At 43.5% G+C, this 23,785-nt stretch carries 39 protein-coding genes; 35 read left to right on the top strand and 4 right to left on the bottom strand.

All coding sequences use genetic code 11. The features are described 5' to 3' along the window. Positions 1 to 6: 6 nt before the first annotated feature. The 23 genes from rpsS to rplQ all read left to right on the top strand — a co-directional run bounded on the left by rpsS (position 7) and on the right by rplQ (position 10,949). Complete coding sequence (gene rpsS / locus U0021_RS03315) at positions 7 to 282, top strand: 30S ribosomal protein S19 (protein WP_049236815.1); 276 nt, start codon at positions 7 to 9, stop codon at positions 280 to 282. Between the two features lie 9 nt (positions 283 to 291). Further along, positions 292 to 621, top strand: coding sequence for a 50S ribosomal protein L22 (gene rplV / locus U0021_RS03310; protein WP_003656983.1), 330 nt, complete (start codon positions 292 to 294; stop codon positions 619 to 621). 2 nt (positions 622 to 623) lie between these two features. Then, a complete protein-coding gene (gene rpsC / locus U0021_RS03305) occupies positions 624 to 1,346 on the top strand; it encodes a 30S ribosomal protein S3 (protein WP_049236816.1) in 723 nt (240 codons plus the stop codon). A 3-nt stretch (positions 1,347 to 1,349) separates the two neighbouring features. Next, positions 1,350 to 1,763, top strand: coding sequence for a 50S ribosomal protein L16 (gene rplP, locus U0021_RS03300; protein WP_049236817.1), 414 nt, complete (start codon positions 1,350 to 1,352; stop codon positions 1,761 to 1,763). Then, complete coding sequence (gene rpmC / locus U0021_RS03295; protein ID WP_049236819.1) at positions 1,763 to 1,960, top strand: 50S ribosomal protein L29; 198 nt, start codon at positions 1,763 to 1,765, stop codon at positions 1,958 to 1,960. The genes rplP and rpmC overlap by 1 nt, the downstream gene beginning before the upstream one ends. After that, the gene (rpsQ, locus tag U0021_RS03290) at positions 1,957 to 2,229 is read left to right on the top strand and encodes a 30S ribosomal protein S17 (RefSeq protein ID WP_064610278.1); all 273 of its coding nucleotides are present in this window, start codon (positions 1,957 to 1,959) and stop codon (positions 2,227 to 2,229) included. The genes rpmC and rpsQ overlap by 4 nt, the downstream gene beginning before the upstream one ends. Before the next feature lie 112 nt (positions 2,230 to 2,341). Next, a complete protein-coding gene (rplN, locus tag U0021_RS03285; RefSeq protein WP_049236821.1) occupies positions 2,342 to 2,710 on the top strand; it encodes a 50S ribosomal protein L14 in 369 nt (122 codons plus the stop codon). Between the two features lie 17 nt (positions 2,711 to 2,727). Then, entirely contained in the window at positions 2,728 to 3,045 is a 318-nt protein-coding gene (gene rplX, locus U0021_RS03280) for a 50S ribosomal protein L24 (protein WP_049236823.1), read from the top strand. Positions 3,046 to 3,065: 20 nt separating this feature from the next. Further along, positions 3,066 to 3,602, top strand: coding sequence for a 50S ribosomal protein L5 (rplE, locus tag U0021_RS03275; RefSeq protein WP_003656974.1), 537 nt, complete (start codon positions 3,066 to 3,068; stop codon positions 3,600 to 3,602). Between the two features lie 11 nt (positions 3,603 to 3,613). Then, positions 3,614 to 3,919, top strand: coding sequence for a 30S ribosomal protein S14 (gene rpsN / locus U0021_RS03270; protein WP_003656973.1), 306 nt, complete (start codon positions 3,614 to 3,616; stop codon positions 3,917 to 3,919). A gap of 14 nt (positions 3,920 to 3,933) precedes the next feature. After that, positions 3,934 to 4,332, top strand: coding sequence for a 30S ribosomal protein S8 (rpsH, locus tag U0021_RS03265; RefSeq protein WP_049236825.1), 399 nt, complete (start codon positions 3,934 to 3,936; stop codon positions 4,330 to 4,332). A 153-nt stretch (positions 4,333 to 4,485) separates the two neighbouring features. Further along, a complete protein-coding gene (rplF, locus tag U0021_RS03260; RefSeq protein ID WP_049236827.1) occupies positions 4,486 to 5,019 on the top strand; it encodes a 50S ribosomal protein L6 in 534 nt (177 codons plus the stop codon). An 11-nt stretch (positions 5,020 to 5,030) separates the two neighbouring features. Beyond that, on the top strand, positions 5,031 to 5,381 hold the full coding sequence (gene rplR / locus U0021_RS03255) for a 50S ribosomal protein L18 (protein ID WP_078256561.1): 351 nt from the start codon (positions 5,031 to 5,033) through the stop codon (positions 5,379 to 5,381). A 2-nt stretch (positions 5,382 to 5,383) separates the two neighbouring features. Further along, entirely contained in the window at positions 5,384 to 5,881 is a 498-nt protein-coding gene (gene rpsE, locus U0021_RS03250; protein WP_003656969.1) for a 30S ribosomal protein S5, read from the top strand. A gap of 17 nt (positions 5,882 to 5,898) precedes the next feature. Further along, positions 5,899 to 6,078: a 50S ribosomal protein L30 gene (gene rpmD / locus U0021_RS03245; protein ID WP_049236829.1), complete on the top strand. Its 180-nt coding sequence runs from the start codon at positions 5,899 to 5,901 to the stop codon at positions 6,076 to 6,078. Further along, positions 6,078 to 6,518: a 50S ribosomal protein L15 gene (gene rplO, locus U0021_RS03240; protein WP_049236832.1), complete on the top strand. Its 441-nt coding sequence runs from the start codon at positions 6,078 to 6,080 to the stop codon at positions 6,516 to 6,518. The genes rpmD and rplO overlap by 1 nt, the downstream gene beginning before the upstream one ends. Positions 6,519 to 6,521: 3 nt before the next feature. Beyond that, on the top strand, positions 6,522 to 7,847 hold the full coding sequence (gene secY, locus U0021_RS03235) for a preprotein translocase subunit SecY (RefSeq protein WP_049236835.1): 1,326 nt from the start codon (positions 6,522 to 6,524) through the stop codon (positions 7,845 to 7,847). A gap of 25 nt (positions 7,848 to 7,872) precedes the next feature. Beyond that, positions 7,873 to 7,989 (top strand): 50S ribosomal protein L36, encoded by a 117-nt coding sequence (gene rpmJ, locus U0021_RS03230; protein WP_114801052.1) that lies wholly within the window; start codon positions 7,873 to 7,875, stop codon positions 7,987 to 7,989. A gap of 129 nt (positions 7,990 to 8,118) precedes the next feature. Continuing rightward, positions 8,119 to 8,475, top strand: a complete 357-nt coding sequence (rpsM, locus tag U0021_RS03225; RefSeq protein ID WP_049236841.1) for a 30S ribosomal protein S13 — start codon at positions 8,119 to 8,121, stop codon at positions 8,473 to 8,475. Between the two features lie 20 nt (positions 8,476 to 8,495). Then, positions 8,496 to 8,888 carry a 30S ribosomal protein S11 gene (gene rpsK, locus U0021_RS03220; protein WP_003656963.1) on the top strand — a complete coding sequence of 131 codons (393 nt, stop codon included), beginning with the start codon at positions 8,496 to 8,498 and terminating at the stop codon, positions 8,886 to 8,888. A 12-nt stretch (positions 8,889 to 8,900) separates the two neighbouring features. Next, positions 8,901 to 9,542 (top strand): 30S ribosomal protein S4, encoded by a 642-nt coding sequence (rpsD, locus tag U0021_RS03215; RefSeq protein WP_049236843.1) that lies wholly within the window; start codon positions 8,901 to 8,903, stop codon positions 9,540 to 9,542. Positions 9,543 to 9,566: 24 nt separating this feature from the next. Then, positions 9,567 to 10,571: a DNA-directed RNA polymerase subunit alpha gene (locus U0021_RS03210; protein WP_049236846.1), complete on the top strand. Its 1,005-nt coding sequence runs from the start codon at positions 9,567 to 9,569 to the stop codon at positions 10,569 to 10,571. An 18-nt stretch (positions 10,572 to 10,589) separates the two neighbouring features. Further along, positions 10,590 to 10,949, top strand: a complete 360-nt coding sequence (gene rplQ, locus U0021_RS03205; RefSeq protein WP_114800244.1) for a 50S ribosomal protein L17 — start codon at positions 10,590 to 10,592, stop codon at positions 10,947 to 10,949. Between the two features lie 99 nt (positions 10,950 to 11,048). Here the strand turns inward: rplQ and U0021_RS03200 are convergent, their stop codons facing one another. Together U0021_RS03200 and U0021_RS03195 are read right to left on the bottom strand one after the other, a co-directional pair. Next, positions 11,049 to 11,612 (bottom strand): Sua5/YciO/YrdC/YwlC family protein, encoded by a 564-nt coding sequence (locus U0021_RS03200; RefSeq protein WP_114800245.1) that lies wholly within the window; start codon positions 11,610 to 11,612, stop codon positions 11,049 to 11,051. A gap of 9 nt (positions 11,613 to 11,621) precedes the next feature. Next, positions 11,622 to 12,362, bottom strand: a complete 741-nt coding sequence (locus U0021_RS03195) for an elongation factor P hydroxylase (RefSeq protein ID WP_114800246.1) — start codon at positions 12,360 to 12,362, stop codon at positions 11,622 to 11,624. Positions 12,363 to 12,501: 139 nt separating this feature from the next. On the opposite strand from U0021_RS03195, the gene U0021_RS03190 reads away from it, so the two are divergent. The 6 genes from U0021_RS03190 (at position 12,502) to lysM (ending at position 16,500) form a co-directional block, all read left to right on the top strand. Further along, a complete protein-coding gene (locus tag U0021_RS03190; RefSeq protein ID WP_114800247.1) occupies positions 12,502 to 13,041 on the top strand; it encodes a YceD family protein in 540 nt (179 codons plus the stop codon). A 237-nt stretch (positions 13,042 to 13,278) separates the two neighbouring features. Next, positions 13,279 to 13,461: a 50S ribosomal protein L32 gene (rpmF, locus tag U0021_RS03185; RefSeq protein WP_049236855.1), complete on the top strand. Its 183-nt coding sequence runs from the start codon at positions 13,279 to 13,281 to the stop codon at positions 13,459 to 13,461. Positions 13,462 to 13,665: 204 nt separating this feature from the next. Beyond that, complete coding sequence (gene fabD, locus U0021_RS03180; protein WP_114800249.1) at positions 13,666 to 14,622, top strand: ACP S-malonyltransferase; 957 nt, start codon at positions 13,666 to 13,668, stop codon at positions 14,620 to 14,622. After that, positions 14,619 to 15,347: a 3-oxoacyl-ACP reductase FabG gene (gene fabG / locus U0021_RS03175; protein WP_064619200.1), complete on the top strand. Its 729-nt coding sequence runs from the start codon at positions 14,619 to 14,621 to the stop codon at positions 15,345 to 15,347. The genes fabD and fabG overlap by 4 nt, the downstream gene beginning before the upstream one ends. A gap of 188 nt (positions 15,348 to 15,535) precedes the next feature. Further along, positions 15,536 to 15,772 carry an acyl carrier protein gene (gene acpP, locus U0021_RS03170; protein ID WP_049236863.1) on the top strand — a complete coding sequence of 79 codons (237 nt, stop codon included), beginning with the start codon at positions 15,536 to 15,538 and terminating at the stop codon, positions 15,770 to 15,772. 233 nt (positions 15,773 to 16,005) lie between these two features. Next, positions 16,006 to 16,500 carry a peptidoglycan-binding protein LysM gene (gene lysM, locus U0021_RS03165; protein ID WP_114800250.1) on the top strand — a complete coding sequence of 165 codons (495 nt, stop codon included), beginning with the start codon at positions 16,006 to 16,008 and terminating at the stop codon, positions 16,498 to 16,500. A gap of 162 nt (positions 16,501 to 16,662) precedes the next feature. Here lysM and queG read toward each other — a convergent pair whose 3' ends face one another. Together queG and U0021_RS03155 are read right to left on the bottom strand one after the other, a co-directional pair. Then, entirely contained in the window at positions 16,663 to 17,817 is a 1,155-nt protein-coding gene (gene queG, locus U0021_RS03160; RefSeq protein ID WP_114800294.1) for a tRNA epoxyqueuosine(34) reductase QueG, read from the bottom strand. Then, complete coding sequence (locus tag U0021_RS03155) at positions 17,810 to 18,187, bottom strand: hypothetical protein (protein WP_114800251.1); 378 nt, start codon at positions 18,185 to 18,187, stop codon at positions 17,810 to 17,812. Before U0021_RS03155 ends, queG begins: the two co-directional genes overlap by 8 nt. Positions 18,188 to 18,793: 606 nt before the next feature. Between U0021_RS03155 and U0021_RS03150 the strand changes: the two genes are divergently transcribed. The 6 genes from U0021_RS03150 (at position 18,794) to U0021_RS03125 (ending at position 23,688) form a co-directional block, all read left to right on the top strand. Then, positions 18,794 to 20,521 carry an acetolactate synthase 3 large subunit gene (locus U0021_RS03150; RefSeq protein ID WP_204371703.1) on the top strand — a complete coding sequence of 576 codons (1,728 nt, stop codon included), beginning with the start codon at positions 18,794 to 18,796 and terminating at the stop codon, positions 20,519 to 20,521. Further along, a complete protein-coding gene (gene ilvN, locus U0021_RS03145) occupies positions 20,521 to 21,036 on the top strand; it encodes an acetolactate synthase small subunit (RefSeq protein WP_049236872.1) in 516 nt (171 codons plus the stop codon). The genes U0021_RS03150 and ilvN overlap by 1 nt, the downstream gene beginning before the upstream one ends. Before the next feature lie 26 nt (positions 21,037 to 21,062). Beyond that, positions 21,063 to 21,563, top strand: a complete 501-nt coding sequence (locus U0021_RS03140; RefSeq protein WP_114800252.1) for a hypothetical protein — start codon at positions 21,063 to 21,065, stop codon at positions 21,561 to 21,563. Between the two features lie 54 nt (positions 21,564 to 21,617). Then, positions 21,618 to 22,640, top strand: a complete 1,023-nt coding sequence (gene ilvC, locus U0021_RS03135) for a ketol-acid reductoisomerase (protein ID WP_049236875.1) — start codon at positions 21,618 to 21,620, stop codon at positions 22,638 to 22,640. A gap of 112 nt (positions 22,641 to 22,752) precedes the next feature. Beyond that, a complete protein-coding gene (locus U0021_RS03130; RefSeq protein ID WP_114800253.1) occupies positions 22,753 to 23,163 on the top strand; it encodes a hypothetical protein in 411 nt (136 codons plus the stop codon). 312 nt (positions 23,164 to 23,475) lie between these two features. Further along, positions 23,476 to 23,688, top strand: coding sequence for a cold-shock protein (locus U0021_RS03125; RefSeq protein ID WP_003656932.1), 213 nt, complete (start codon positions 23,476 to 23,478; stop codon positions 23,686 to 23,688). The last annotated feature ends 97 nt before the right edge of the window (positions 23,689 to 23,785 follow it).

Below are 23,785 nucleotides of genomic sequence, written 5' to 3'. Positions count from 1 at the left end.
AGTTTCATGCCTCGTTCATTGAAAAAAGGTCCATTTATCGATGCGCATTTGTTTGCCAAGGTTGAAAATGCTCTAGAAAGCAATAACCGCAAACCGATCAAAACTTGGTCACGTCGCTCGATGATTCTACCTCAAATGGTAGGTCTAACCATCTCAGTTCATAATGGTCGCACTCATGTGCCAGTTATTGTTAACGAACAAATGGTTGGTCATAAACTAGGTGAATTCGCCCCGACCCGTTCTTATCGTGGTCACGGCGTTGATAAGAAATCTAAGAGATAAGGTGCTACCATGGAAGTAACTGCAAAATTACGTGGTGCCGCCATTTCGGCACAGAAAGTAAGATTGGTTGCGGACGAAGTTCGTGGTAAGCCAATTGAGCGCGCTTTAGACATTTTAACTTTTAGCAACAAAAAAGGTGCTAAATTAGTTAAAAAATGCCTAGATTCAGCAATTGCTAATGCTGAGCATAACAATGGTTTGGACATCGATAAACTACGTGTTACAACTATTTATGTTGATGAAGGTATCACTTTGAAGCGTATTATGCCCCGTGCCAAGGGTCGTGCTGATCGTATCAGCAAGCGCACTTGTCATATCACTGTTAAAGTAGGGGAATAATCATGGGTCAAAAAGTACATCCAATTGGTATCCGTCTAGGCGTCATCAAAAAGCACAATGCTAACTGGTATGCAAGTCCAAAGCAGTATTCAGAATACTTGCTTAACGACTTCCAAGTTCGTGCTTTTCTACGTAAAAAACTAGAAGGTGCAATGGTAAGTCATATCAACATCGAGCGTCCGACTGGTGCTGCAAAAATCACCATTCACAGTGCACGCCCTGGTGTTATCATTGGCAAAAAAGGCGAAGACATCGAAAGCCTACAAAAAGAACTGACTAAGCTAATGGGCGTTCCTGCTCAAGTTAACATCCAAGAGATCACTTCTCCAGATTTGGATGCTCGCTTGGTTGCTGAAGGTATCGCAAGCCAGCTTGAGCGCCGTGTAATGTTCCGCCGTGCAATGAAACGCGCTGTTCAAAACAGCATGCGTTCAGGTGCACAAGGTATTAAAGTTGAGCTTTCTGGTCGTTTAGGCGGTGCTGAGATTGCTCGTACAGAGTGGTACCGTGAAGGTCGTGTACCTTTGCATACCTTACGTGCTGACATTGATTATGCATCAGTTCGTGCAGAAACCACTTATGGTACAATCGGTGTTAAAGTTTGGATTTTCCGTGGTGAAATCCTAGATGGTATGAATAGTGCTTACAACCCAGTTGTTGAAGACAAAGCACGCGCACCAAAACGCCGTGGCCGTTCTAATCGCCGCAACACAGACAGAGGTTAAGCTATGTTACAACCAAAACGTACCAAGTTTCGCAAAATGCACAAAGGGCGTAACACTGGACTTGCCCAGCGTGGTAACACAGTTGCTTTTGGTGAAATTGGTCTAAAATCTATCGGTCGTGGTCGCATGACTGCGCGCCAAATTGAAGCTGCGCGTCGTACAATCACTCGTCGCATTAAGCGTGGTGGTAAAATCTGGATCCGTGTATTCCCAGACAAACCAATTACCGAAAAACCATTGGAAGTTCGTATGGGTAAAGGTAAAGGTCCTGTTGAGTACTGGGTAGCAGAAATCAAACCAGGCAAAATGCTTTATGAAATCCAAGGTGTTAGTGAAGAGCTAGCCCGTGAAGCACTTACGCTAGCGGCTGCTAAGCTTCCATTCAAGACTACCATTGTTAAACGGACGGTAATGTAATGAAAACCAACGAATTACGCGAAAAATCTGTAGATGAGTTGGCTCAATTGCTTGACGAAAAGCAACTTGATGCGTTCCGTCTGCGTATGGCTAAAGCCACGGGTCAGTTAGCTAATACTCACGAAATCAAAAACAATCGTCGTACGATTGCTAAGATTTTGACTTTGATTAATGAAAAACAAAGAGGTGATGCATGAGCGATAACACCCAAACCCAAGAAGTTGGCGTTGTAACTGGTAAAGTCGTCAGCAACAAGATGGATAAATCTATCGTTGTGTTGGTCGAGCGCCAAATCCGTCACCCAATGTATGGCAAGCAAGTTCGTCGCTCTACTAAAATTAAAGCGCATGACGAAAACAACGTTTGCCAAGAAGGTGATATCGTACGCATCAAAGAAACTCGTCCATTTTCAAAGACCAAAACTTGGGCTTTGGTGGATGTAGTTGAAACTGCTGTAAAAATTTAAGACATTTGCATTAAAAGTCATTTGAGAGTATAATATATGTCTTTTTAGATGTATATCCGCTACTTTTGCGGCAAATGACTTTTATTGCTTTATTTATTATTGGAGTAATGCGATGATTCAGACTGAAACAATGCTGGAAGTTGCAGATAACAGTGGTGCAAGACGCGTTCAGTGCATTAAAGTACTGGGTGGCTCACATCGTCGTTATGCATCTGTTGGCGACATCATCAAAGTAACAGTAAAAGAAGCCATTCCTCGCGGCCGTGTTAAAAAAGGCGACGTGATGAATGCAGTAGTTGTACGTACCAAAAAAGGCGTTCGTCGCCCAGATGGTTCAGTGCTACGTTTTGACGACAATGCTGCGGTATTGTTGAATAATAACAAAGCACCAATCGCAACACGTATTTTTGGACCTGTTACTCGTGAACTGCGTGGTGAACAATTCATGAAGATTGTTTCACTTGCACCAGAAGTACTGTAATTGTTTAGAGGCTTATTATGGCAAAGTTACGTAAAGGCGACACCGTGGTTGTGATTGCTGGCAAAGATAAAGGCAAGCAAGGCACAATTTTGGCGGTGAAAGCAGACCGTGTAAAAGTTGAAGGCATTAACATTGTAACTAAACACCAAAAACCTAATCAAATGTTAGGCAAAGAAGGTGGTATCGTTAAGCAAGAAGCTTTTCTACATATTTCAAATGTTGCGATTTATAACGCAAACACCCAAAAAGCAGATCGTATTGCTTACCAAGTGAACGCAGAAGGCAAAAAAGAGCGCATCTATCGTTCAACTGGTGAAGTAGTGGCGACTGCATAAGAGACTAAGGGTAAATAGTAATGGCAAGATTAAAATCATTATACAATGACAAGCTAAAGCAGCAAATCAAAGAAGAGCTAGGCTTAGAGAATGTCATGCAAGTGCCAAAGATCACTAAAATCACGCTAAATATGGGCGTAGGTGGTGCGGCACAGGATAAAAAATTACTTGAAGGTGCTTTGGCAGATATGACCGCAATCGCTGGTCAAAAACCTGTGGTTACCAAAGCGCGTAAATCAGTTGCAGGCTTCAAGATTCGTGAAGAGTGGCCGATTGGCTGTAAAGTCACACTACGTGGCGAGCAAATGTACGAATTCCTAGATCGCTTAGTTGCCATTGCAATTCCGCGTATCCGTGACTTCCGTGGTTTTTCAGCAAAAGCATTTGATGGTCGTGGTAACTATTCATTAGGCATCAAAGAGCAGATCGTTTTCCCTGAAGTAGACTTTGATAAAATCGATCGTATTCGCGGTTTGGACGTGACTATCACAACCACTGCAGCAAATGATGATCAAGGTCGTGCATTGCTAAAAGCATTTGGCTTCCCATTCAGATAAGGTAAAACGTTATGGCTAAAAAAAGCATGATTAATCGCGAACTTAAACGCGAAAAAACTGTTGCTAAGTATGCTGAAAAGCGTGCTCAGCTAAAAGCTATCATTAGCGATACCAATGCTAGCGAAGAAGAGCGCTTAGATGCAATGTTAGCATTGCAAGCGCTACCACGTAACGCATCTCCAGTGCGTCTACGTAACCGTTGTGGTGTCACTGGTCGTCCTCACGGTTATTTCCGTAAATTTGGTCTTTCACGCAACATGTTGCGTTTACATGTAATGCAAGGCGATGTGCCTGGCGTTCGCAAAGCTAGCTGGTAATAAGGAGTTACGCTATGAGTATGCAAGATCCAGTTGCCGACATGCTAACTCGCATTCGCAACGCACAAGCAAGAAACAAACCATCTGTACAGATGCCAGCTTCTAAATTACGTAAATCAATTGCTGATTTATTAGTGGCTGAAGGCTATCTTACTTCTGCTGAAGTAAGCGAAGCTGAAAATGGCAAAAAAGTCTTGGATATTGAATTGAAATATTATCAAGGCAAAGGTGTTATTGAGCAGCTGAAGCGCTATAGCCGCCCAGGTTTGCGTCAATATCGCGGTAAAGATGAACTTCCAAGCGTTCAAAAAGGCCTTGGTGTTGCCATCATCTCAACCAGTCGTGGCATCATGAGCGATCGTGCGGCACGTGAAGCTGGTATTGGTGGTGAAGTAATCGCATTGGTTGCATAATCAACTTAAAGCAATTACTTACAAAAATCTAGAAAATTTAGGTTTACACCTAAATGTAGATATGTTAAACTAGCGGGCTTTAATGCCTGTTAGTTTTTTTTATGGCTACCATTTATCTAATGGTAGTTTAGTTTTCATTTGAAGGAAATTCCTATGTCTCGTGTGGCTAAAGCCCCAGTAGCGCTACCAAATGGTACCAGCGTTACTTTGAACGATCGGCAGGTTGAAGTCAAAGGTAAGAATGGCACTTTATCTTTGAGCCTGCATGAATTGGTCGAGCTAAAACAAGAAGATGGTGTCGTTACACTATCTCCAGTTGCAGACACTAAAGAAGCGTGGATGCATACTGGTACAGTACGTGCTCTATTGAACAATATGGTTAAAGGTGTGAGCGAAGGTTTTGAGCGTCGTTTACAGTTGATTGGTGTTGGTTATCGTGCACAAGTTGCGGGTAACAAAGTAAACCTAAGTTTAGGTTTTTCTCACCCAATCGAATACACGTTACCTGAAGGTGTAACTGCTGAAAGCCCAAGCCAAACTGAAATTGTGCTGAAGTCAAGCGATAAACAAAAGCTTGGTCAAGCAGCTGCTAAAATTCGTAGCTTCCGTCCACCAGAGCCTTATAAAGGTAAGGGTGTTCGTTATAGCGATGAAGTTGTTCTTCGTAAAGAAGCTAAGAAAAAATAAGGTGAGCCATAATGTTCGATAAAAAATCAGCTCGTCTTCGTCGAGCGAAAAAAACTCGTGCACATATCCGTCATTTGGGCGTTGACCGTTTGACAGTAACCCGCACTCCTCGTCATATTTATGCACAAATCATCTCGCCAACTGGTGGTGTGGTTGTTGCTCAGGCATCTACTTTGGATGCAACTTTGCGCACAGGTGCAACAGGTAATGTGGAAGCAGCTAAAGCTGTAGGCGCTTTGATTGCAGAGCGTGCAAAAGCTGCTGGCATCACTAAAGTTGCATTCGATCGTAGTGGTTTTAAATATCATGGCCGCGTAAAAGCACTTGCTGATGCTGCTCGCGAAAACGGATTGGAGTTCTAATCATGGCAAAAGTTGAACAAACTGACGGTTTGGTAGAAAAATTAGTTGCCGTTGACCGTGTAGCAAAAGTTGTTAAAGGTGGTCGAATTTTTTCTTTCACCGCATTGACTGTTGTTGGTGATGGTAATGGCCGTGTTGGTTTTGGACGTGGTAAGGCTCGTGAAGTGCCTGCAGCCATCCAAAAAGCCCTAGAAGCAGCTAAACGTAATATGATTACTGTAGATTTAGCTGGTCACACACTGCAGCACCCAATCAATGCTCGTCACGGCGCATCAAAAGTTTACATGCAGCCAGCTTCTGAAGGTACTGGCGTTATTGCTGGTGGTGCAATGCGTGCCGTACTTGAAGTTGCAGGTGTACAAAACGTATTGGCAAAATGCTATGGTTCAACCAATGCAGCCAACGTTGTACAAGCAACTTTTAAAGGTTTACGTGATATGACATCGCCAGAGCAAGTTGCTGCAAAACGTGGCAAATCTGTCGAAGAAATTTTGGGCTAAGAAATAGGTGAGTTACGATGAAAAAAATGAAAGTTACTCAAGTAAAGTCGAGTGCCCATCGTTTAGCAAGTCATAAAGCTTGTTTGAAAGGTTTGGGACTTCGTCGCATTGGTCATACTGTTGAAGTTGAGGACACTCCATCAACTCGTGGTATGGTAAATCGTGTGATCTACATGGTTAAAGTGGAGGAAGCGTAATGGGTCTTAAACTGAATGAACTATCACCAGCGCTAGGTGCTAAGAAAAAAGCATTCCGTCGTGGTCGTGGTATCGGCTCAGGCTTGGGCAAAACTGGTGGTCGTGGTATTAAAGGTCAAACATCGCGTTCAGGCTCAAGCATTCCTGCAGGTTTTGAAGGCGGTCAAATGCCTATTTATCGTCGTTTGCCTAAATTTGGTTTTACTTCGAAGATGGCTATGACTACTGCTGAAGTTCGTCTATCTGAACTTAATAAGATTGATGGCGATGTTGTGAGTCTAGATACTCTAAAAGCTGCGAACATCATTCGTGGTGACATGAAACGTGCACGCATTATTTTGTCTGGCGAAGTGAGCCGTGCATTGACCTTTAAAGGCGTAAAAGTTACAAAAGGTGCAAAACAAGCGATCGAAGCTGCCGGTGGTAGCGTCGAGGAGTAATCTATGTCAAGGCAGTCAGCATCTCGTTCTAGCATTCCATTAAACCCTTTTACTTTCATAAGAAAGTATGATGAATTATGGACGCGCATGCTCTTTTTATTCGGGGCGCTGATTGTTTATCGGCTTGGTTCGCATATACCTGTTCCGGGCATGAACCCTGTTAGCTTGGCTAACTTTTTCCAGAGCAATAGCAATACCTTTTTAGGTATGTTTAATATGTTTTCTGGAGGGTCATTGGAGCGTATGTCTATTATGGCATTAGGCATTATGCCTTATATTTCTGCTTCGATTGTTGTGCAGATGATGTCTGCCATCGTACCTTCTCTTGAAGCCTTAAAAAAAGAAGGTGAGTCTGGACGCAGAACGTTAAATAAATATACGCGCCAAGGAACTTTAGCGCTTGCCTTTGTGCAAGCGGTTGGTATGTCTACTGGTTTAATCGCAGGTGGGTTGACACTGACAACCGGTTTGAGTTTTTATATTCCGGCAGTGACTTCTTTGGTGGCAGGCTCAATGTTCCTGATGTGGCTTGGTGAGCAAATTACTGAGCGAGGTGTGGGCAATGGTATTTCTATGCTTATTTTAGCAAGTATCATAGCTAGCGCACCAGGTATGATTTCACAGGCTTTCAGTCAAAATTTAAACTTGATTGTTATGCTTTTGTTTGCCGTATTAGGTATTGCAGTGACAGCAGCTATTGTTTTTATTGAGCGTGCACAGCGCCGCGTACCGGTGAATTATGCTCAAAAACAGCAGTTGGGGCGTAAAATTTACGCACAGCAGCAGTCACATTTGCCATTAAAAATTAATATGGCTGGCGTAATTCCAGCAATTTTTGCAAGCTCGCTACTGCTGCTTCCAGCCAGTTTGGGTCAATGGACTACAGTCAGCGAAAACCCAACACTGACCCAAGAGATTATTCAAAATATCACTTTGGTACTTCAGCCTGGACAGCCTTTATATTTGCTGCTATTTGGGGTGATGATCATTTTTTTCTGTTATTTCTATACGGCATTGATGTTTAATCCTAAAGAAGTTGCAGAAAATTTGAAGCGAAGCGGTGCTTACATTCCAGGAATTCGACCAGGTCAGCAAACCAAGCGATACTTAGATTTTGTTTTAAACCGCCTGACTTTTATTGGTGCAATGTACATGACAATCATCTGTTTGATGCCGATGATCATCCAGTCTGCATTTAATGTACCTATTCCATTAGGCGGGGCATCTTTATTGATTATGGTAGTTGTTTTGATGGACTTTATTGCTCAATTACAAGCGCATCTAATGACGCATCAATACCATGATCAGACAATCATTAAATCGTCATAATTGTACGATTCTTTAGGAGCGTGACATGAAAGTTCAAGCATCTGTTAAAAAAATCTGTGGCAACTGTAAAATTGTGCGTCGCAAAGGTAAAGTACTTGTAATTTGCAGTGCAGAGCCACGCCACAAACAACGTCAAGGTTAATTTACAAATTAATACTTGATTTATCATAGCGGATAATGTATTATCCGCTTCTTGCCATGCTATCATTTAGTCAGATAGCGGTTAAACTTAGCAAATACAAATCGTATTTGTGCTAATGGAGAGAAATCAATGGCTCGTATTGCCGGTGTAAATATTCCGGACAACAAACATGCTGTGATTTCGCTAACTTACATTTTTGGTATCGGTCGTACAACTGCTAAGCAAATTCTTGCTGCTGTTGGTATCGATGAAACTACCAAAATTGGTTCGTTAGATGATTCACAACTGGATGCTGTTCGTGCAGAAGTTGCAAACTACACAGTAGAAGGTGATCTTCGTCGTGAAGTTTCAATGAATATCAAACGTTTGGTCGATCTTGGTTGCTATCGCGGTCTTCGTCATCGTCGTGGTCTACCAGTTAATGGTCAACGTACTAAAACAAACGCGCGTACCCGTAAAGGTCCACGCAAAGCAATTAAAAAGTAACTAACTTAGGAAGCTAAAAGATGGCAAAAGACACTCGTAGCCGCAAAAAAGTGGCTCGTCGTTCGGTATCTGAAGGTATCGCCCATATTCATGCGTCTTTTAATAACACCATTGTAACGATTACTGATCGTCAAGGTAATGCATTGGCTTGGGCCACTTCTGGTGGACAAGGCTTCCGCGGTTCACGCAAATCTACACCATTTGCAGCTCAGGTTGCAGCTGAGGTTGCAGGTAAAACTGCTCAAGAAACTTATGGTGTTAAGAATGTTGATGTCTTGGTAAAAGGTCCAGGACCAGGTCGTGAGTCTGCGGTTCGTGCATTAGGTGCATTGGGTTATAAAATTAACAGCATCAGCGATGTCACCCCAATTCCACACAACGGCTGCCGCCCACCTAAGAAGCGCCGCGTTTAAGGAGATAGACTTATGGCCCGTTATATTGGTCCAAAATTAAAACTATCACGTCGTGAAGGTACTGATTTACAACTAAAATCAGGTGTTAAGCCTTTTGATGTGAAGACAAAAAAAGCAGGTCGTGTACCTGGTCAGCATGGCAATAGCCAAAATAAAACTTCTGAATACGCATCGCAGCTTCGTGAAAAGCAAAAAGTTAAGCGCATGTACGGTGTATTAGAGCGTCAGTTCTCTAATTACTACAAAGAAGCTGCACGTGAGCGTGGTGCTACAGGTGAAAACTTGTTGGTAACTCTTGAGCGTCGCCTTGATAACGTTGTTTATCGTATGGGCTTTGGTGCAACTCGTGCAGAAGCGCGTCAGTTGGTTAGCCATCGTGCAATCATGCTGAAAAAAGCTGGTCGTGATGAATTTGTTCGTGTGAACATTCCTTCAATCCAAGTTCAAGACGGTGATGTGATTGCTGTACATGAAAAATCAAAAGAACAACTTCGCATCAAGAACGCAGTTGAGCTTGCGACACAACGTGGCATTCCTGCATGGTTAGAAGTTGATCACAGCAAACTACAAGGTACTTTCAAGTCTGCGCCAGAGCGTAGCGATCTACCAGCTGAAATTAACGAAAGCTTGATCGTTGAGCTATATTCTAAATAATCCGAATTAAATCGAGGTGACACTATGACAAATGCAACTGAGTTTCTAACACCGAGCGCGATCAACGTCGATACGGTCAATGAAACGACTGCAAAGGTCACGCTCGAGCCGTTAGAACGCGGTTTTGGGCATACGCTAGGTAATGCTCTGCGCCGCATTCTACTTTCTTCGTTATCAGGTGCTGCAGTTGTAGAAGCTGAGATTGAAGGTGTTGATCATGAGTATTCAACACTAGAAGGCTTACAAGAAGATGTACTCGATCTTCTTTTAAATCTAAAGTCTTTGGCAATCATTCTGCATGACCAAAATGAAGCATATTTGACTTTGGATAAACAGGGTGCAGGTGTCGTCACTGCTGCCGATCTTGAGTTACCACACAATGTCGAAATCGCCAATCCTGATTTGGTGCTTGGTACATTGAGTGAACGTGGTCATCTGAAGATGCGCCTACGTGTGGTAACAGGTCGCGGCTATGAGCCTGCTAATCAGCGTCGTGAAGATGCTAATTCTAAAATTATTGGTCGTTTAAAGCTTGACGCAAGCTTTAGCCCAATCATTAGAGTGGCTTACGATGTTGAAAATGCTCGTGTTGAACAGCGTACAGATCTTGATAAATTGATTATCGAGCTTGAGACCAACGGCACGATCGACCCAGAAGAAGCTATTCGCAAAGCTGCAACGATTCTACAACAGCAAATCGCTATTTTTGTAGATCTTGAAGCTGAAGAAGCGCCTGAGCCTATCAAAGAAAAAGAAGAGATTGACCCTGTGCTATTGCGCCCAGTGGATGATCTTGAGTTAACGGTTCGTTCGGCAAATTGTTTGAAAGCTGAAAATATTTATTACATCGGTGATTTGGTACAACGCTCAGAAACTGAGTTGTTGAAAACACCAAATCTTGGTAAGAAATCATTGACTGAGATTAAAGATGTGCTTGCATCTAAAAATCTTGAACTTGGCATGCGTTTAGATAACTGGCCGCCAAGTGATCTACGTGTTGATGATCGTTTTTCTTATCGCAGCCGCTAATTTAAAGGATACTTGACCATGCGACATCGTAAAAGCGGAGTCAAGCTGGGTCGCACCAGCAGCCATCGTAAGGCTATGTTCCAAAACATGACAAACTCATTGTTCGAGCATGAGCTAATTAAAACTACTTTGCCAAAAGCAAAAGAGCTTCGCCGTGTGGCAGAGCCTTTGATTACTTTGGCAAAAGAAGACAGCGTTGCCAATCGCCGTCTAGCGTTCAGCCGTATGCGTAATAAAGATATGGTTGGTAAATTGTTTGGCGAGCTTGGCCCTCGCTATCAAACTCGTCCAGGCGGATATCTACGCATTATCAAATGTGGTTTCCGTGATGGCGATAATGCACCAATGGCATATGTAGAGCTTGTAGACCGCCCATAATGGGAATTCTAATGCTTTATCTAAAACCCTGATGACACCATCAGGGTTTTGTTTTTTTTTGATGAATTTTATGATTTTATTTTCTTTGACCTGATCATTCTAATCATCTAACAATGAAATGAGTGGCGATGTTTTTATCGGTATCTCTCCTGCGTGTATAAACCCATCTACCAAATTTTCCATCGTCATTTCAAGTTCATAACTGCTTTCGTATTCCAATTTTTCACCGTTCACATAAATGGGCATGCTGATAAAAGGCGCATTGAGTATTTCTATCAAACCTAAAGTGATTGGCGTGTGAGCAATATTGACGCAAATGGTTTTATCATTTGGATGGGTAAATTTCTTTGGCAACGCTTTGGTTGGACTTAATAAAAAGTGAGCTGATTTGTCATCAGTGCTTTTTAAAATACGATGGGCAAAATCGCTGACTGTGGCAAAGGTTGATATCTCGCTGATATTGCGGCAAATCAAACAAAATTCAGGTTCATTTTGACTTAGACGGAGTGCTTGAGTAAGCGATTGTTTAGCATCTATGCTGAGCGCTAAGCGATAGCCAATCGCGTCTGGATAGATGATTAACTGATCGCTTTTTATTAGATTGGCAGCCTGAGTTAATAAGCGCATTTGGGGATTGTCAGGATGGATGTAGAATTTTTCCATTGGGTTGCCTTATCTGATTGAGGTGTGATAGTTCGGATGGCTTAACGCCAAAAAAATCCATAATAAAACTTGCGCATCTGATGGCAGGGTCTGTGGTTTTGATAAATAAAGCTGGGCTTGATCAAACACATCTTTGGCAAAAGTACTTCTTGAAGTATCAAAATCGGCATTCAAATTGTCTTGTGAGACATAAAAATATCGACCACAAGCCAATGTCAGCAACGCTTCAACGGCTTGCGGCTTGATTTCTACTTGCTCAAACAAGGCTTGCGTGTGTTCATTTCTGCCATCGGATTCATACCAATACCCAAAATCATTGAGCTTACGGCGATTTTTACCGGCGATACACCAATGACTGATCTCATGTAGCGCACTTTGAAAAAAACCATGCGCAAATTCGATGCGGGCAGGGCGCTGATCGTCACTGGGAAAATATTCAGGCTCGCCACTGCCGCGTACAAGCGTCGTCGGCATCTGCTCAAGATGGGGGTTGTCAAAGAGCAAATTAAATAGCTCAATCAGCCAGTCTGTCAAGAGCTGTTCATGTGTTGTGTCATCTTTAATGGCTTGCCACTTTTTAGAGAGATTTTGCCATGTTTGAGCACTGAGTTGAGCAGTTGCATGATTGAGCTTTGAGATGGGATTTTGATGAAAATCTCGCCAAAGCTGCTGAATTTTTTGTGTGTGCTCAGCAGAACTTGCAGATTGGCATCGCTCAAAATCAGGAGAGAGTTGGTTGAAATTTATCATAAATTAGGGGTTTTAAAATTTTGACTATTATAATATATTTTTCATCAATTCTGAAACTTAGGATTTTTAAAAGTCGCTTTTGTCTGATGGTGATTTGTGCGATAATGGCAGTGACTTTTTTATGATGTAAGCTAAAATTATGACAACCAACAAATACCCTGAAAATCAAAGCTTGCCTACAAATATTATGCTAGAAAAATGGGCGGATATCGGATTTGAATGGCAGGGCAATGTATCAACTGCCGAGATGGCGCGCCTGAAGGAGCAAACAGTTGCTGACTCCACCTTGCAGGTTATTTTTCGTTTGGTTAAGCAAGAAGGCATTGTTTGGCTCAATTATCAAGTGACAGGACAGGTTCAGGTTGCTTGTCAAAGATGCTTGGATCCGCTTGATGTCGATGTCTCAGGTATGCACCACTTGGCGCTTTTGGAATCTGATGAGGCTGTACGGCGGATCGGCGATGCTGAATATATTTTAATGGAGGAGCTTGGCACAGGAGCGACTCGAAAGCTACCCATTAAAGACATTTTAGAAGATGAGCTGCTGCTTATGTTGCCGCTGTCGCCTAAGCACGATGATTGTGATATGCCCGTTGACATGGCTGACGAAGAAGAGATCGTACAGGAACAGGAAAATCCTTTTGCAGCACTGGCACAATTAAAAGGAAAACTGTCTTAATGTGAGGTGCTTTTGATAAAATTTGGCAAAAAATGCGGATTTTATCAAAAGAATTGTAAATTTATGCGATTAGGCTTTGAAATTCACAAGTTTTTTGAGTATAATACAGCGTTTATTGTGCACGGGTCTATGATGGACGGCGATTGATGCTAAATCGCATTGACACAAATTGACAAAGACGCACGAACCATTTTTCTTTATGGGCAGTTTTTGCCTGACTGATTATTAGGAGCTATCATGGCAGTTCAACAAAACCGCAAGAGCCGCTCACGCCGTGACATGCGTCGTTCACACGACCATATCGCTATCCCTGAGCTAAGCATCGATTCAACAACTGGCGAAAAACATCTTCGCCACCACGCGACCAAAGACGGTTTTTACCGTGGTCGTCAGCTATTCAAGGTAAGCCAAGATAGCTAAACACTAGTTAATAGTGAAAAAACCAAGCCAAGTTTCTAAATGGGCTTGGTTTTTTGTTGCCAAAAATTTTATTACATTCATTATTTTGGGTAAACAATTGTTTATTTTTATGGTAAAATTGGCAAACTTCACGCCAATCTTTTTGGTATTTCACAGATTTAATGCGGCATCAGTCATGCCGTTAATGCAAAAAACAGGTGAATTATGACAGAAGCCAACACCAGTGTTAAGCGTTTGGCGGTGGTTTTTCCCGGTCAAGGCTCTCAAACTGTCGGTATGATGAATGAGCTTAGCGGAGCTTATGATGTCGTGCGTAAGACATTTGATGAGGCAAGTGATGCGCTAGGCTTTGATCTTTGGGCGGTTACTCAGGATGAAGATCGCTTGAATAAGACCGAATACACACAGCCTGCTTTGTTGACTTCCAGCATTGCCATCTGGCGAATCATTCAGCCTATGCTATCGAACAGATCTTTGGAGCCCATGTATTTGGCTGGGCATTCTTTGGGTGAGTACAGCGCATTGGTGGCAGCTGGTGTATTAAGCCTTGCTGATGCAGTCAAATTGGTACATGAGCGCGGCAAATTGATGACAGAAGCTGTTCAGGGTATGGATACTCAAATGGCTGCAGTACTGGGCTTGGATGATGAGCAGGTCGAAAGCCTTTGTGAAGAGGTGAGTGGTTCGGCGGGTACAGTCAATGCTGCCAATTTCAACAGCCCAGGTCAGGTGGTCGTCGCAGGGACAACCGTTGGGGTGGCTGGCGTTTTATCCGCAGTTGAGGCGCTTGGCAAAAAAGCAGTACCATTAAAAGTTTCAGTGCCTTCGCACTGCGCCTTGATGAATCCTGCCAGCGATGCATTGGCAGCGCTACTTAACCAAACAGAGTTTGGCGAGGCAGATATTCCTGTCATTCAAAATCGCCATGCCAAAATTCATAAAGAAACGGTAGATATTAAATCTGCGTTGATCGAACAGCTGTCCATGCCTGTTCAGTGGTCTAAAACCATGCAAAAATTGGCAGAGCGTGATATCGATCTGATCATTGAGTGCGGCCCTGGTAATGTTCTGTCGAATTTGGCCAAACGACAAAAGACACCGATCACCGCCATGGCAACAGATAAATTGGCGCGCCTTGAAAAACTGGAGAATTTGGCATGAGTAGAAAGATTATATTGGTTACTGGAGCAAGTCGCGGTATTGGCAAGGCGATCGCCAAGCGTTTCGCCAAAGAAGGTCATTTTGTCATTGGCACAGCCACCAGCGAAAAAGGCGCTGAAGCTATCAGTGAGTACTTGAGCGAATCAGGCGGTATTGGGCGTGTGCTCGATGTGTGTAGCAATGAAGATGTTGACAAGCTGTTCGAAGAAATTGATAGCGTCTATGGCGGCATCAATGTACTGGTAAATAACGCTGGCATTACCAAAGATGGCTTGCTGATGCGTATGAAAGATGAAGATTGGGCGAGCGTGATTGACACCAATTTAACTTCTGTTTATCGCATGAGCCGCCGAGCAGTACGCGGTATGATGAAAGCGCGCCAAGGCCGCATTATTAATATTACCTCGGTCGTAGGACAGATGGGCAATGCAGGTCAAGCAAACTATGCTGCCACTAAAGCGGGCGTAGAAGGCTTCAGCCGTGCGCTGGCTCGCGAGATCGGCTCTCGTGGCGTGACGGTGAATTGTGTGGCGCCAGGATTTGTTGAGACGGATATGACCGAAGAGCTTGATGAGCGTCTCATCAGCTCTATGCTGGATGCAGTTCCGATGGGGCGTATGGCTCAGCCTGAAGAAGTTGCAGCGGCAGTGTCATTCTTAGCCAGTGATGATGCCAGCTATATTACAGGTGCGGTCTTGGCGGTCAATGGTGGCATGTACATGTAGATTCACGAATTCTGTCAGTGAGTAATTCATTGACAGAATGTGCATTTGCCGTTATCATGATAAAAAGTGAACATATGTACCCATAAATGCTTGCACTTTTTCAGCAAATGAATTATGATACTTGTTAAGTTTCATCCTAGCCAATGTAGCGCGGTGCTACACGGTTAATCATTATAAAGGAAATTACCATGAGCGATATCGAAGCTAAAGTAAAAGACGCAGTAGCAGAACAGCTTGGTTTAAGCGTTGAAGAAATTAAAAATGAAGCATCTTTTATGGATGACTTGGGCGCCGACTCTTTGGATTTGGTTGAGTTGGTCATGGCATTTGAAAGCAGCTTTGGCATCACCATTCCTGATGAAGATTCAGCCGAGCTGACCACAGTTCAAAAAGCTATCGATTATGTTTCTGCCAAAGTTGCTTAACCAAAGGCACGCTAAATCTGACAGTAGATGATAGCTATCTGCTAAGATCACTTTTATTTGAAGTGATCTTTTTTTTAGTTTAAGAAAATATTTGGTAGGCTAATTCTACACATTGTAACGCTTTTACTGTCAAATCTCACTATGAAGTTAGCTTGCTTTGACTTAAGATAAACTTATGCACAATAATTGGTGCGTAGTGAAAGTCATAAAAATTTACAACCAAGGAGAATGTCATGGGTGTTTTTAGTTTTGCAAAAGATATCGGTGATAAATTATTTAATCGTAACAAAAAACAAGAAGCCGATCAGCCGAACGCTGCCCCAACCGCAGCGCCTGCAGAGCCGACCGCTCAAGAGATTGCCAATTTGCTATTGGCTCGTATCCAAGCCCAAAATGTGAACATCAGTGGCTTGAAAGTCAATTATAATGCCGATACGGATACCGCCACGCTCTCTGGGACTGCCAAGACTCAAGCGGATCGCGAAAGAGCGCGCTTAGCGGTGGGCAATGTGCAGCATGTCGAGACAGTGGTTGATGACATCGAAGTGGAGTCAGCTGAACCTGAATCACGGTTTTATACTGTCAAATCAGGTGACAGCTTGTCAAAGATTGCTAAGGAAATGTATGGCAATGCCAGTGATTATATGAAGATTTTTGATGCCAACAAGCCAATGCTATCACATCCTGATAAGATTTATCCAGGTCAAGTACTTCGCATTCCACAATAACTAATCCCTAATGTGCTATGAATGACGAGCTTTTAATATAGTTTTTAATTAAGTGATGACTTAAAAGCACGTCGAATAATTGCAAAAATTCCAAGTGTCAAATGGATACTTGGAATTTTTATTGGTATTTGAATAAAGTGTCATAGTCGATATGCTCAAATTTTATCCGTCCTGTCCGCTGAGCTCACTGATCGCCCAATTAATATGCTCATCAAGCATTCTATCCATACCCAGTCTTGATTTTAGTGCATGAATTATCCTGTCTAATGCTATGCCTGTGGCTTGGCAATTCCCCAAAGCAATGGCGGTATTTCTTAAAAGATGTAAATACCCTGTGCGGCGCAAGGGAGAACCTTCGGTTTTGGCTAAAAAATCATCTTCGCTCCACGCCCATACTTCGGTGAGTTCAATGTCATCAAGCCCGTGGCGCGGCGCATAATCACTGACTGTGGAGAGTTTGGCATAGCGATTCCAAGGGCAGATTAACTGACAATCATCACAGCCAAAAATACGATTGCCGATGGCTTTTCTGTATTTGATATCAATGCTGCCTTTGTGCTCAATGGTCAGATAAGAGATGCAGGCAGCAGCGTCTAAAGTGTATGGCGCGATGATGGCACGCGTTGGGCAAATATCCATGCAGGCTTGGCAGCTGCCGCAGTGTGCCTTGACGGCATGGGTTTCATCATCATCGACAAGATCAAGACTGATAAATAATTCGCCCAAATTAAAAAAAGAGCCCGCTTGGCGATTGATTAATAAAGTGTGCTTGCCCGTCCATCCCAGTCCTGCTGCATCGGCAATGGGGCGCTCAAAGATGGGCGCTGAATCACTGAACGGGCGAAACACAAAAGGCTTATCGGCGCCAATGCTCAGATGTTGCCACTGGGGCAGCTCATTTTCGATGGCTTTGGCAAGTTTTTTGAGCTGCTGGCGCACGGTTTTGTGGTAGTCTCTTCCGCGAGCGTAGCGTGCGATGATGGCATGATTTGGGCGCGTATTATCCATGACGCTGCGAGGCTTGGGTAGATCATGTAGATAATCCATTCGCACTGTGATGATGGTTTTGGCGCCATCAACGAGCAGGGCAGGATTTGCGCGCTTGTCGTGATTGTCATGCATAAAGTCAAGCGTGCCATTAAGACCTTGATCTAGCCATGCCTTGAGCGCCTTTGTTTGCTTGGCGAACAAAGGGTGATGAACGCTTAAAAACCCACAGTCGCTAAAGCCAAATTCTGCTGCTTTGGCACAGATCCAATCCTTAACACCGTCTTTGTCGATCGGTTGTACACAAACTGCCGGAATGCGCTTAGTCATGACAATGATCACTGATGGCGGCTTGGATGTGGTGAATTTTTTGTTCAATCAGATCGGGGGTGAGCTTGGTTTGTTGACCGCTCTCGCCAAGTTCGTATATCTCGCCCCCTGACTGTAAGGTGCCAAGATTGGTTTTTAGATAATGGCAGGCTTGCGCATTGTGATAATTTTTTGGGGCGCTTAAATAGTGCACTTTGATGGCTGAAGATGGCTTACCAATGGGCGCTGTTTGACTAAAAACTGGCTCCCCAAATACCCCGACACTTTGAAAAATCATGGCGCTGTGAGCATGGCTGACACAGATGAGCCCCAGACCCAAAGCGGCTTGGCACACGGTATTTCTAGCTGTTTTTGTTGCTTGATCAGTCACACATACCACCAAAATTATAAACTGGCTGTATTGTATCATTAGGTTGGTGTCAAATTACAGCCATTTCATCGAATTTGGGGCAGATAATATTCAAAGAGCTATAAAATGGCAATGATAGCGCCAATGGATTTGATAAAATTTTTTAAAAAGCTCTAAAAACAGGTTGGCAAGGTGAAAGTTTTCAGGTAAGATAAGTGGCATTATTTTGATGGCGCTTATCGGAGATTTTGATCGGTGTCATCTGAAGTCGGCGTAGCTATTTATCAGGTGCTGCGTTTGTGCATTTGGTGCCATTGGATTACCGTTTGATGACGCACGGCTGCACATTGCAATAGGACTTATCGGTCTGCAAGACGCAAGAAATTTCCCTCTGCTGTTTTGGATTTTTCCAAGTCATCTTGTTGTAAGTTCATCTGCGTATGGCAGCCTATTGCCTGATATGAATCAATCACACGCTTTTCGTCTGAATATTGTCACTATGACAAAAGGATGTAACTTATGACGCAAACTACCCAATCCCCGAATATGACGGGACACACTCAAACCAAAGATGCTGCGGCGCACTTTCGCGAACTCCAAGATACCATCGCACGCGGTGAAACAGCCATGATGTCAGGCGCTGAGATGCTTGTTCAAGCATTGATTGACGAAGGTGTCGAGTATATTTTTGGTTATCCAGGCGGTGCGGTACTGCACATTTATGACGCCTTATTTAAGCAAGATAAAATCGAGCATGTACTGGTCAGACATGAGCAAGCTGCAGGGCATATGGCTGATGCATACAGCCGCACAACGGGCAAGACAGGCGTTGTTTTGGCGACCTCAGGTCCAGGTGCCACCAACACTGTGACAGCCATTGCCACTGCTTATATGGACTCGATTCCAATGGTTGTATTGGCAGGTCAGGTGCCATCTAGCTTGATTGGTGATGACGCCTTCCAAGAATGTGATATGGTGGGTATCTCACGTCCGATCGTTAAGCACAGTTTCCAAGTTCGTAATGCCGAAGAGATTCCTGAAATTATCAAAAAAGCGTTTTATATTGCAGGCTCTGGTCGCCCTGGTCCTGTTGTGGTTGATATTCCAAAAGACATGACCAACCCAAGCGATAAATTTGCTTATGTCATGCCGCAGACAGTCAATATCAGATCTTATCAGCCAACCAATAAAGGGCATGGCGGACAAATCAAAAAAGCCATCGAAACGCTACTCTCAGCCAAGCGTCCTGTGCTTTATTCAGGTGGCGGGGTGGTGCTTGGTAATGCCAGTGAAGAGCTGCGCCAATTAGCCGATTTACTCAAGCTGCCAGTAACCAATACCTTGATGGGACTGGGTGCTTATCCAGGCTCAGGGGAGCAGTTCATTGGTATGCTTGGTATGCATGGCACATATGAAGCCAATATGACCATGCATCATGCCGATGTGATCTTAGCGGTAGGTGCGCGTTTTGATGACCGCGTTACCAATAATGTCAAAAAATTCTGCCCAAATGCTACGATCATTCACATTGATGTCGATCCAGCCAGCATCTCAAAGACCATCACCGCACACATTCCGATTGTTGGCGATGTGAAGCTGGTGCTCAATGAAATGCTTGCATTGCTATCAGAGACTGATAAGCGTATTGATGAACACGCACTCAATGACTGGTGGCAGCAAATCAACGAATGGCGCAAACGCCACGGTTTACGCTATGGCGAAGATGATATGACTGCCGAAACGCACGCGATCAAGCCTCAGCATGTGGTTGAGACGCTGTATAAGCTGACCAATGGCGAAGCAATCATCACCTCCGACGTCGGTCAGCATCAGATGTTTGCCGCGCTGTATTATAAGTATGATGAGCCGCGCCAATGGCTAAACTCAGGTGGCTTGGGCACGATGGGTGTGGGTTTACCATACGCCATGGCAGCAAAATTAGCCCGCCCTGAAAAGACGGTGGTGTGTATCACTGGTGAAGGTTCAATCCAAATGAACATCCAAGAGCTGTCCACGTGCCTTCAGTATAATTTGCCAGTTAAAATTTTAAATCTTAATAACGCTCAGCTTGGCATGGTTAAACAGTGGCAGGATATGCTTTATGAAGGTCGCCATGCTCAATCATATATGAAATCTTTACCTGATTTTGTCAAATTGGCAGAAAGCTATGGTCATAAAGGCGTAAAAATCACCAACCCAGCCACCATGGAAGCAGAGTTGGCAGCGGCATTGGCATTAGAAGACCAATTGGTATTCATTGATGTCTATGTGGATAAAGGTGAGCATGTTTATCCGATGCAAGTTGCCGGACAATCAATGCGCGATATGTGGTTATCAAAAGGGGAGCGTACCTAATGCCAAATCAAGTACATAAACATCTGATTTCTGTCTTAATGGAAAACGAAGCAGGTTCGCTGTCTCGTGTTGTGGGTTTATTTTCTCAGCGTGGCTATAATATTGATACGCTGAATGTGGCAGCAACAGACGACCCAACGATCTCGCGTCTGACTTTGACGACCACCACCACGAATGACAAAATCGAACAAATCACCAAACAGCTACATAAGCTGATTGAAGTGGTGAAAGTTCAAAATTTGTCTGAGCTTTCAGGTGGGAATCATGTTGAGCGTGAGCTGATGCTCATCAAGGTGCGTGCGACAGGCTCGTATCGCGAAGAAGTCAAGCGTAATGCTGATATCTTCCGCGCCCAGATTGTCGATGTCAGCGCCAATTTATACACGATTTTGATCACAGGCGATGCAGGCAAATTAGATGGGTTCATTGATGTGATCGGTCGCGACCGTATTTTGGAAGTGGTACGCTCAGGCGTGATTGGCATCGCGCGTGGTGAGAAGACTTTGGCGGTTTAATCCATTGATACATGACAGGGATTAACATGAAAAAACAAGCGATTTTATCATTGGTCGGTTTGGCTGGTGCTATAGCATTGTCAAATCATGCTATGGCTATGGCTAGTCAATCATTAGAAGAGGGCACTTGCTATGTCTTTAAGCAGGGTAAACTTGCTTCTAAAGAACAGTGTGAAATCTTCTATGAGCAAGGCGGTAACTCAAATTTTCCTTCTTATGGCTATGAGAATTATAGCGTCAAAATGCCCAAAGCAGGCGTGTTTCATGTGGTAAATAGTATTAATTGCCATAGCGCCAAGCGGTGTACAAGCAAACACACATTAAATAAGAAAAAAGCCGTCTCTCAATATCGTAAAAACACCAAAGGCTATCAAGTCATTTCGGCAAAACAAGCTGAAAATCTGTCTTATGAAGCTCAAGAAAGCTTGTTAAGATGTGACAAAACAACCGATGGTAAACTTGAGCTTTGTACTGCCAACAAAGAAATGGTAGAGTACGGAGCTGAAGCACCAAGATGGGCTGAATGATTAGCCAACAGATTTTAACCCTGCCGATTTTGGCAAATTTTTAAGGAAATGTATATGAGCCTAAATATCTATTATGACAAAGATTGTGATTTGTCAATCATTCAAAGCAAAAAAGTCGCCATCATTGGCTATGGTTCACAAGGTCATGCGCACGCACTTAACCTAAAAGACAGCGGCGTGGATGTTACCGTCGGACTGCGCGAAGGTTCAAGCTCATGGAAGAAAGCTGAAAATTCTGGTCTAAAAGTGGCTGAGACAAGCGAAGCGGTCGCAGGCGCAGATGTGGTCATGATTTTGACGCCAGATGAGTTTCAGCGCGAGCTGTATAAAGAGGTGATTGAGCCGAACATCAAGCAGGGCGCGACTTTGGCGTTTGCGCATGGTTTTGCGATTCACTACAACCAAGTTGAGCCACGCGCTGACTTAGATGTCATCATGGTTGCCCCAAAAGCACCAGGCCACACTGTGCGTTCTGAATTTACCAAAGGCGGCGGTATCCCTGATTTAATCGCTGTATGGCGCGACGCATCAGGCAATGCCAAGCAGCTTGCGCTATCTTATGCAGCAGGCGTGGGCGGCGGTCGCTCAGGTATCATCGAGACAACATTCAAAGACGAAACCGAAACCGATCTATTTGGTGAGCAAGCGGTGCTCTGTGGCGGCGCGGTTGAGCTTGTTAAGATGGGCTTTGAGACTTTGGTTGAAGCAGGCTATGCGCCTGAGATGGCATATTTTGAGTGCTTGCATGAGCTGAAGCTGATCGTAGATTTGATGTACGAAGGCGGCATCGCTGACATGAACTACTCAATCAGTAACAACGCTGAATATGGTGAATATGTGACTGGTCCAGAAGTCATCAATGAGCAGTCTCGCGCCGCCATGCGCAATGCTTTGAAGCGCATTCAAGATGGTGAATATGCTAAGATGTTTATCGCTGAGGGGCAAACCAATTATCCATCGATGACCGCTCGCCGCCGTAATAACGCTGCGCATCCGATCGAAACTACTGGCGCAAAATTGCGCGCGATGATGCCTTGGATTGGTGGCAATAAGATCATTGATAAAGAAAAGAACTGATTGATTTGTTTGGATCAATTTGTAAAACAGCTGCCTGATTGGCAGCTGTTTTTTTGAAATTATCATATGAAACCGCTATAATGAATGCTGTTTTAATCGTGATAAGTCTTTTATGCCTGAGTTTTCTTTAGAAGTTGTATTTGTCGCACTCAGTTTAATCATTGCCATTTTTGTGATGATTGAATCGACATTGCTTGAGCGTAACGGCGGTAAGCTGCTCCTTAACAATAGTGCATTTATGCTCATCAGCCTATCGACTTCGGCATGGATGGTGGCGGCATTTTTGGCTTGGTATTTTTTGGATCTTAGGGGTTTAAGCTTGGTGGTGGCGATGGTGTATCCGCTGTATGGGCTTTTGGGCTTGGTGTATTCAGCGATGCTGATGCGTGGCATTGAAGTTGATGATCCTGCCGAAGTGGCATTACCCAAAAAATACTTAAGTTTTTGTAAATCCTTTGGCTTGGTCTACAGCGTCTTGTGCTTAGCTGCTTTGCTTGAAAGCATCGGATTGATTCAGCTGTAATCTGATGACAAATATTGCCTGATCAGTCATAAATGAGTGAAAATAATTCACCTTTTTTTATCAATGTTTGTTATAATGATTCCCATGGTATTTATGTACCCAAAGCTGGCTAATATTAGCCGCTTTCCCAACTGCAGATAGACGCAGTGGTATCAAGCATTCTTTAGGCAAGACCAGTAAGTTTCTTATTTGGAAGATTGAATGAAGATGGGGCAACCCGCCTGTTATCCCGATCGTTTTTGTATGTTTTATTGCATGAATAGCATAAGTTGCGTTTTTACGCTTTTCATTCATCCAAATTAGGAAATTGTTATGTCACAGAAAGTTCTTGGCACTGTAAAATGGTTCAACGAATCAAAAGGTTTTGGTTTTATCGCTCAAGATAATGGCGGTCAAGATGTATTTGCCCATTATAGCGCGATCACTGGCTCAGGTTTCAAAACCCTGGCAGAAGGTCAAAAAGTTGCTTTCATCTTAGGCGAAGGCAAAAAAGGCCCACAAGCTGAAGAAATCGAAAAAGTTTAATCGATCGATTTTATCAAAATACCGCTACTCATACAGTTGAGAGCGGTATTTTTTTTATGCTTGTTAGTTTTTGCTATAATAAATCTTGATCAATTGA

This window comes from Moraxella canis (genome assembly GCF_034424565.1).
Taxonomy (GTDB): Bacteria; Pseudomonadota; Gammaproteobacteria; order Pseudomonadales; family Moraxellaceae; genus Moraxella; species Moraxella canis.
This window is presented reverse-complemented; position numbering and strand designations above follow the sequence as displayed.

What these genes read in the sequence shown, in the direction of transcription:
- ilvC (WP_049236875.1), top strand. Translation starts at nt 21,618, where the DNA reads ATGAGCCTAAATATCTATTATGACAAAGATTGTGATTTGTCAATCATT.
- secY (WP_049236835.1), top strand. Translation starts at nt 6,522, where the DNA reads ATGTCAAGGCAGTCAGCATCTCGTTCTAGCATTCCATTAAACCCTTTT.
- rpmJ (WP_114801052.1), top strand. Translation starts at nt 7,873, where the DNA reads ATGAAAGTTCAAGCATCTGTTAAAAAAATCTGTGGCAACTGTAAAATT.
- rplX (WP_049236823.1), top strand. Translation starts at nt 2,728, where the DNA reads ATGGCAAAGTTACGTAAAGGCGACACCGTGGTTGTGATTGCTGGCAAA.
- U0021_RS03210 (WP_049236846.1), top strand. Translation starts at nt 9,567, where the DNA reads ATGACAAATGCAACTGAGTTTCTAACACCGAGCGCGATCAACGTCGAT.
- U0021_RS03200 (WP_114800245.1), bottom strand. Translation starts at nt 11,612, where the DNA reads ATGGAAAAATTCTACATCCATCCTGACAATCCCCAAATGCGCTTATTA.
- rpmC (WP_049236819.1), top strand. Translation starts at nt 1,763, where the DNA reads ATGAAAACCAACGAATTACGCGAAAAATCTGTAGATGAGTTGGCTCAA.
- lysM (WP_114800250.1), top strand. Translation starts at nt 16,006, where the DNA reads ATGGGTGTTTTTAGTTTTGCAAAAGATATCGGTGATAAATTATTTAAT.
- rpsH (WP_049236825.1), top strand. Translation starts at nt 3,934, where the DNA reads ATGAGTATGCAAGATCCAGTTGCCGACATGCTAACTCGCATTCGCAAC.
- fabD (WP_114800249.1), top strand. Translation starts at nt 13,666, where the DNA reads ATGACAGAAGCCAACACCAGTGTTAAGCGTTTGGCGGTGGTTTTTCCC.
- rplP (WP_049236817.1), top strand. Translation starts at nt 1,350, where the DNA reads ATGTTACAACCAAAACGTACCAAGTTTCGCAAAATGCACAAAGGGCGT.
- rpsQ (WP_064610278.1), top strand. Translation starts at nt 1,957, where the DNA reads ATGAGCGATAACACCCAAACCCAAGAAGTTGGCGTTGTAACTGGTAAA.
- rpsD (WP_049236843.1), top strand. Translation starts at nt 8,901, where the DNA reads ATGGCCCGTTATATTGGTCCAAAATTAAAACTATCACGTCGTGAAGGT.
- rplR (WP_078256561.1), top strand. Translation starts at nt 5,031, where the DNA reads ATGTTCGATAAAAAATCAGCTCGTCTTCGTCGAGCGAAAAAAACTCGT.
- rplQ (WP_114800244.1), top strand. Translation starts at nt 10,590, where the DNA reads ATGCGACATCGTAAAAGCGGAGTCAAGCTGGGTCGCACCAGCAGCCAT.
- rpsS (WP_049236815.1), top strand. Translation starts at nt 7, where the DNA reads ATGCCTCGTTCATTGAAAAAAGGTCCATTTATCGATGCGCATTTGTTT.
- U0021_RS03125 (WP_003656932.1), top strand. Translation starts at nt 23,476, where the DNA reads ATGTCACAGAAAGTTCTTGGCACTGTAAAATGGTTCAACGAATCAAAA.
- rplO (WP_049236832.1), top strand. Translation starts at nt 6,078, where the DNA reads ATGGGTCTTAAACTGAATGAACTATCACCAGCGCTAGGTGCTAAGAAA.
- rpmF (WP_049236855.1), top strand. Translation starts at nt 13,279, where the DNA reads ATGGCAGTTCAACAAAACCGCAAGAGCCGCTCACGCCGTGACATGCGT.
- rpsC (WP_049236816.1), top strand. Translation starts at nt 624, where the DNA reads ATGGGTCAAAAAGTACATCCAATTGGTATCCGTCTAGGCGTCATCAAA.
- queG (WP_114800294.1), bottom strand. Translation starts at nt 17,817, where the DNA reads ATGACTAAGCGCATTCCGGCAGTTTGTGTACAACCGATCGACAAAGAC.
- ilvN (WP_049236872.1), top strand. Translation starts at nt 20,521, where the DNA reads ATGCCAAATCAAGTACATAAACATCTGATTTCTGTCTTAATGGAAAAC.
- U0021_RS03130 (WP_114800253.1), top strand. Translation starts at nt 22,753, where the DNA reads ATGCCTGAGTTTTCTTTAGAAGTTGTATTTGTCGCACTCAGTTTAATC.
- rpmD (WP_049236829.1), top strand. Translation starts at nt 5,899, where the DNA reads ATGAAAAAAATGAAAGTTACTCAAGTAAAGTCGAGTGCCCATCGTTTA.
- acpP (WP_049236863.1), top strand. Translation starts at nt 15,536, where the DNA reads ATGAGCGATATCGAAGCTAAAGTAAAAGACGCAGTAGCAGAACAGCTT.
- U0021_RS03150 (WP_204371703.1), top strand. Translation starts at nt 18,794, where the DNA reads ATGATGTCAGGCGCTGAGATGCTTGTTCAAGCATTGATTGACGAAGGT.
- fabG (WP_064619200.1), top strand. Translation starts at nt 14,619, where the DNA reads ATGAGTAGAAAGATTATATTGGTTACTGGAGCAAGTCGCGGTATTGGC.
- rpsE (WP_003656969.1), top strand. Translation starts at nt 5,384, where the DNA reads ATGGCAAAAGTTGAACAAACTGACGGTTTGGTAGAAAAATTAGTTGCC.
- U0021_RS03195 (WP_114800246.1), bottom strand. Translation starts at nt 12,362, where the DNA reads ATGATAAATTTCAACCAACTCTCTCCTGATTTTGAGCGATGCCAATCT.
- rpsM (WP_049236841.1), top strand. Translation starts at nt 8,119, where the DNA reads ATGGCTCGTATTGCCGGTGTAAATATTCCGGACAACAAACATGCTGTG.
- rplV (WP_003656983.1), top strand. Translation starts at nt 292, where the DNA reads ATGGAAGTAACTGCAAAATTACGTGGTGCCGCCATTTCGGCACAGAAA.
- rplF (WP_049236827.1), top strand. Translation starts at nt 4,486, where the DNA reads ATGTCTCGTGTGGCTAAAGCCCCAGTAGCGCTACCAAATGGTACCAGC.
- rpsK (WP_003656963.1), top strand. Translation starts at nt 8,496, where the DNA reads ATGGCAAAAGACACTCGTAGCCGCAAAAAAGTGGCTCGTCGTTCGGTA.
- U0021_RS03190 (WP_114800247.1), top strand. Translation starts at nt 12,502, where the DNA reads ATGACAACCAACAAATACCCTGAAAATCAAAGCTTGCCTACAAATATT.
- rplN (WP_049236821.1), top strand. Translation starts at nt 2,342, where the DNA reads ATGATTCAGACTGAAACAATGCTGGAAGTTGCAGATAACAGTGGTGCA.
- rplE (WP_003656974.1), top strand. Translation starts at nt 3,066, where the DNA reads ATGGCAAGATTAAAATCATTATACAATGACAAGCTAAAGCAGCAAATC.
- rpsN (WP_003656973.1), top strand. Translation starts at nt 3,614, where the DNA reads ATGGCTAAAAAAAGCATGATTAATCGCGAACTTAAACGCGAAAAAACT.
- U0021_RS03140 (WP_114800252.1), top strand. Translation starts at nt 21,063, where the DNA reads ATGAAAAAACAAGCGATTTTATCATTGGTCGGTTTGGCTGGTGCTATA.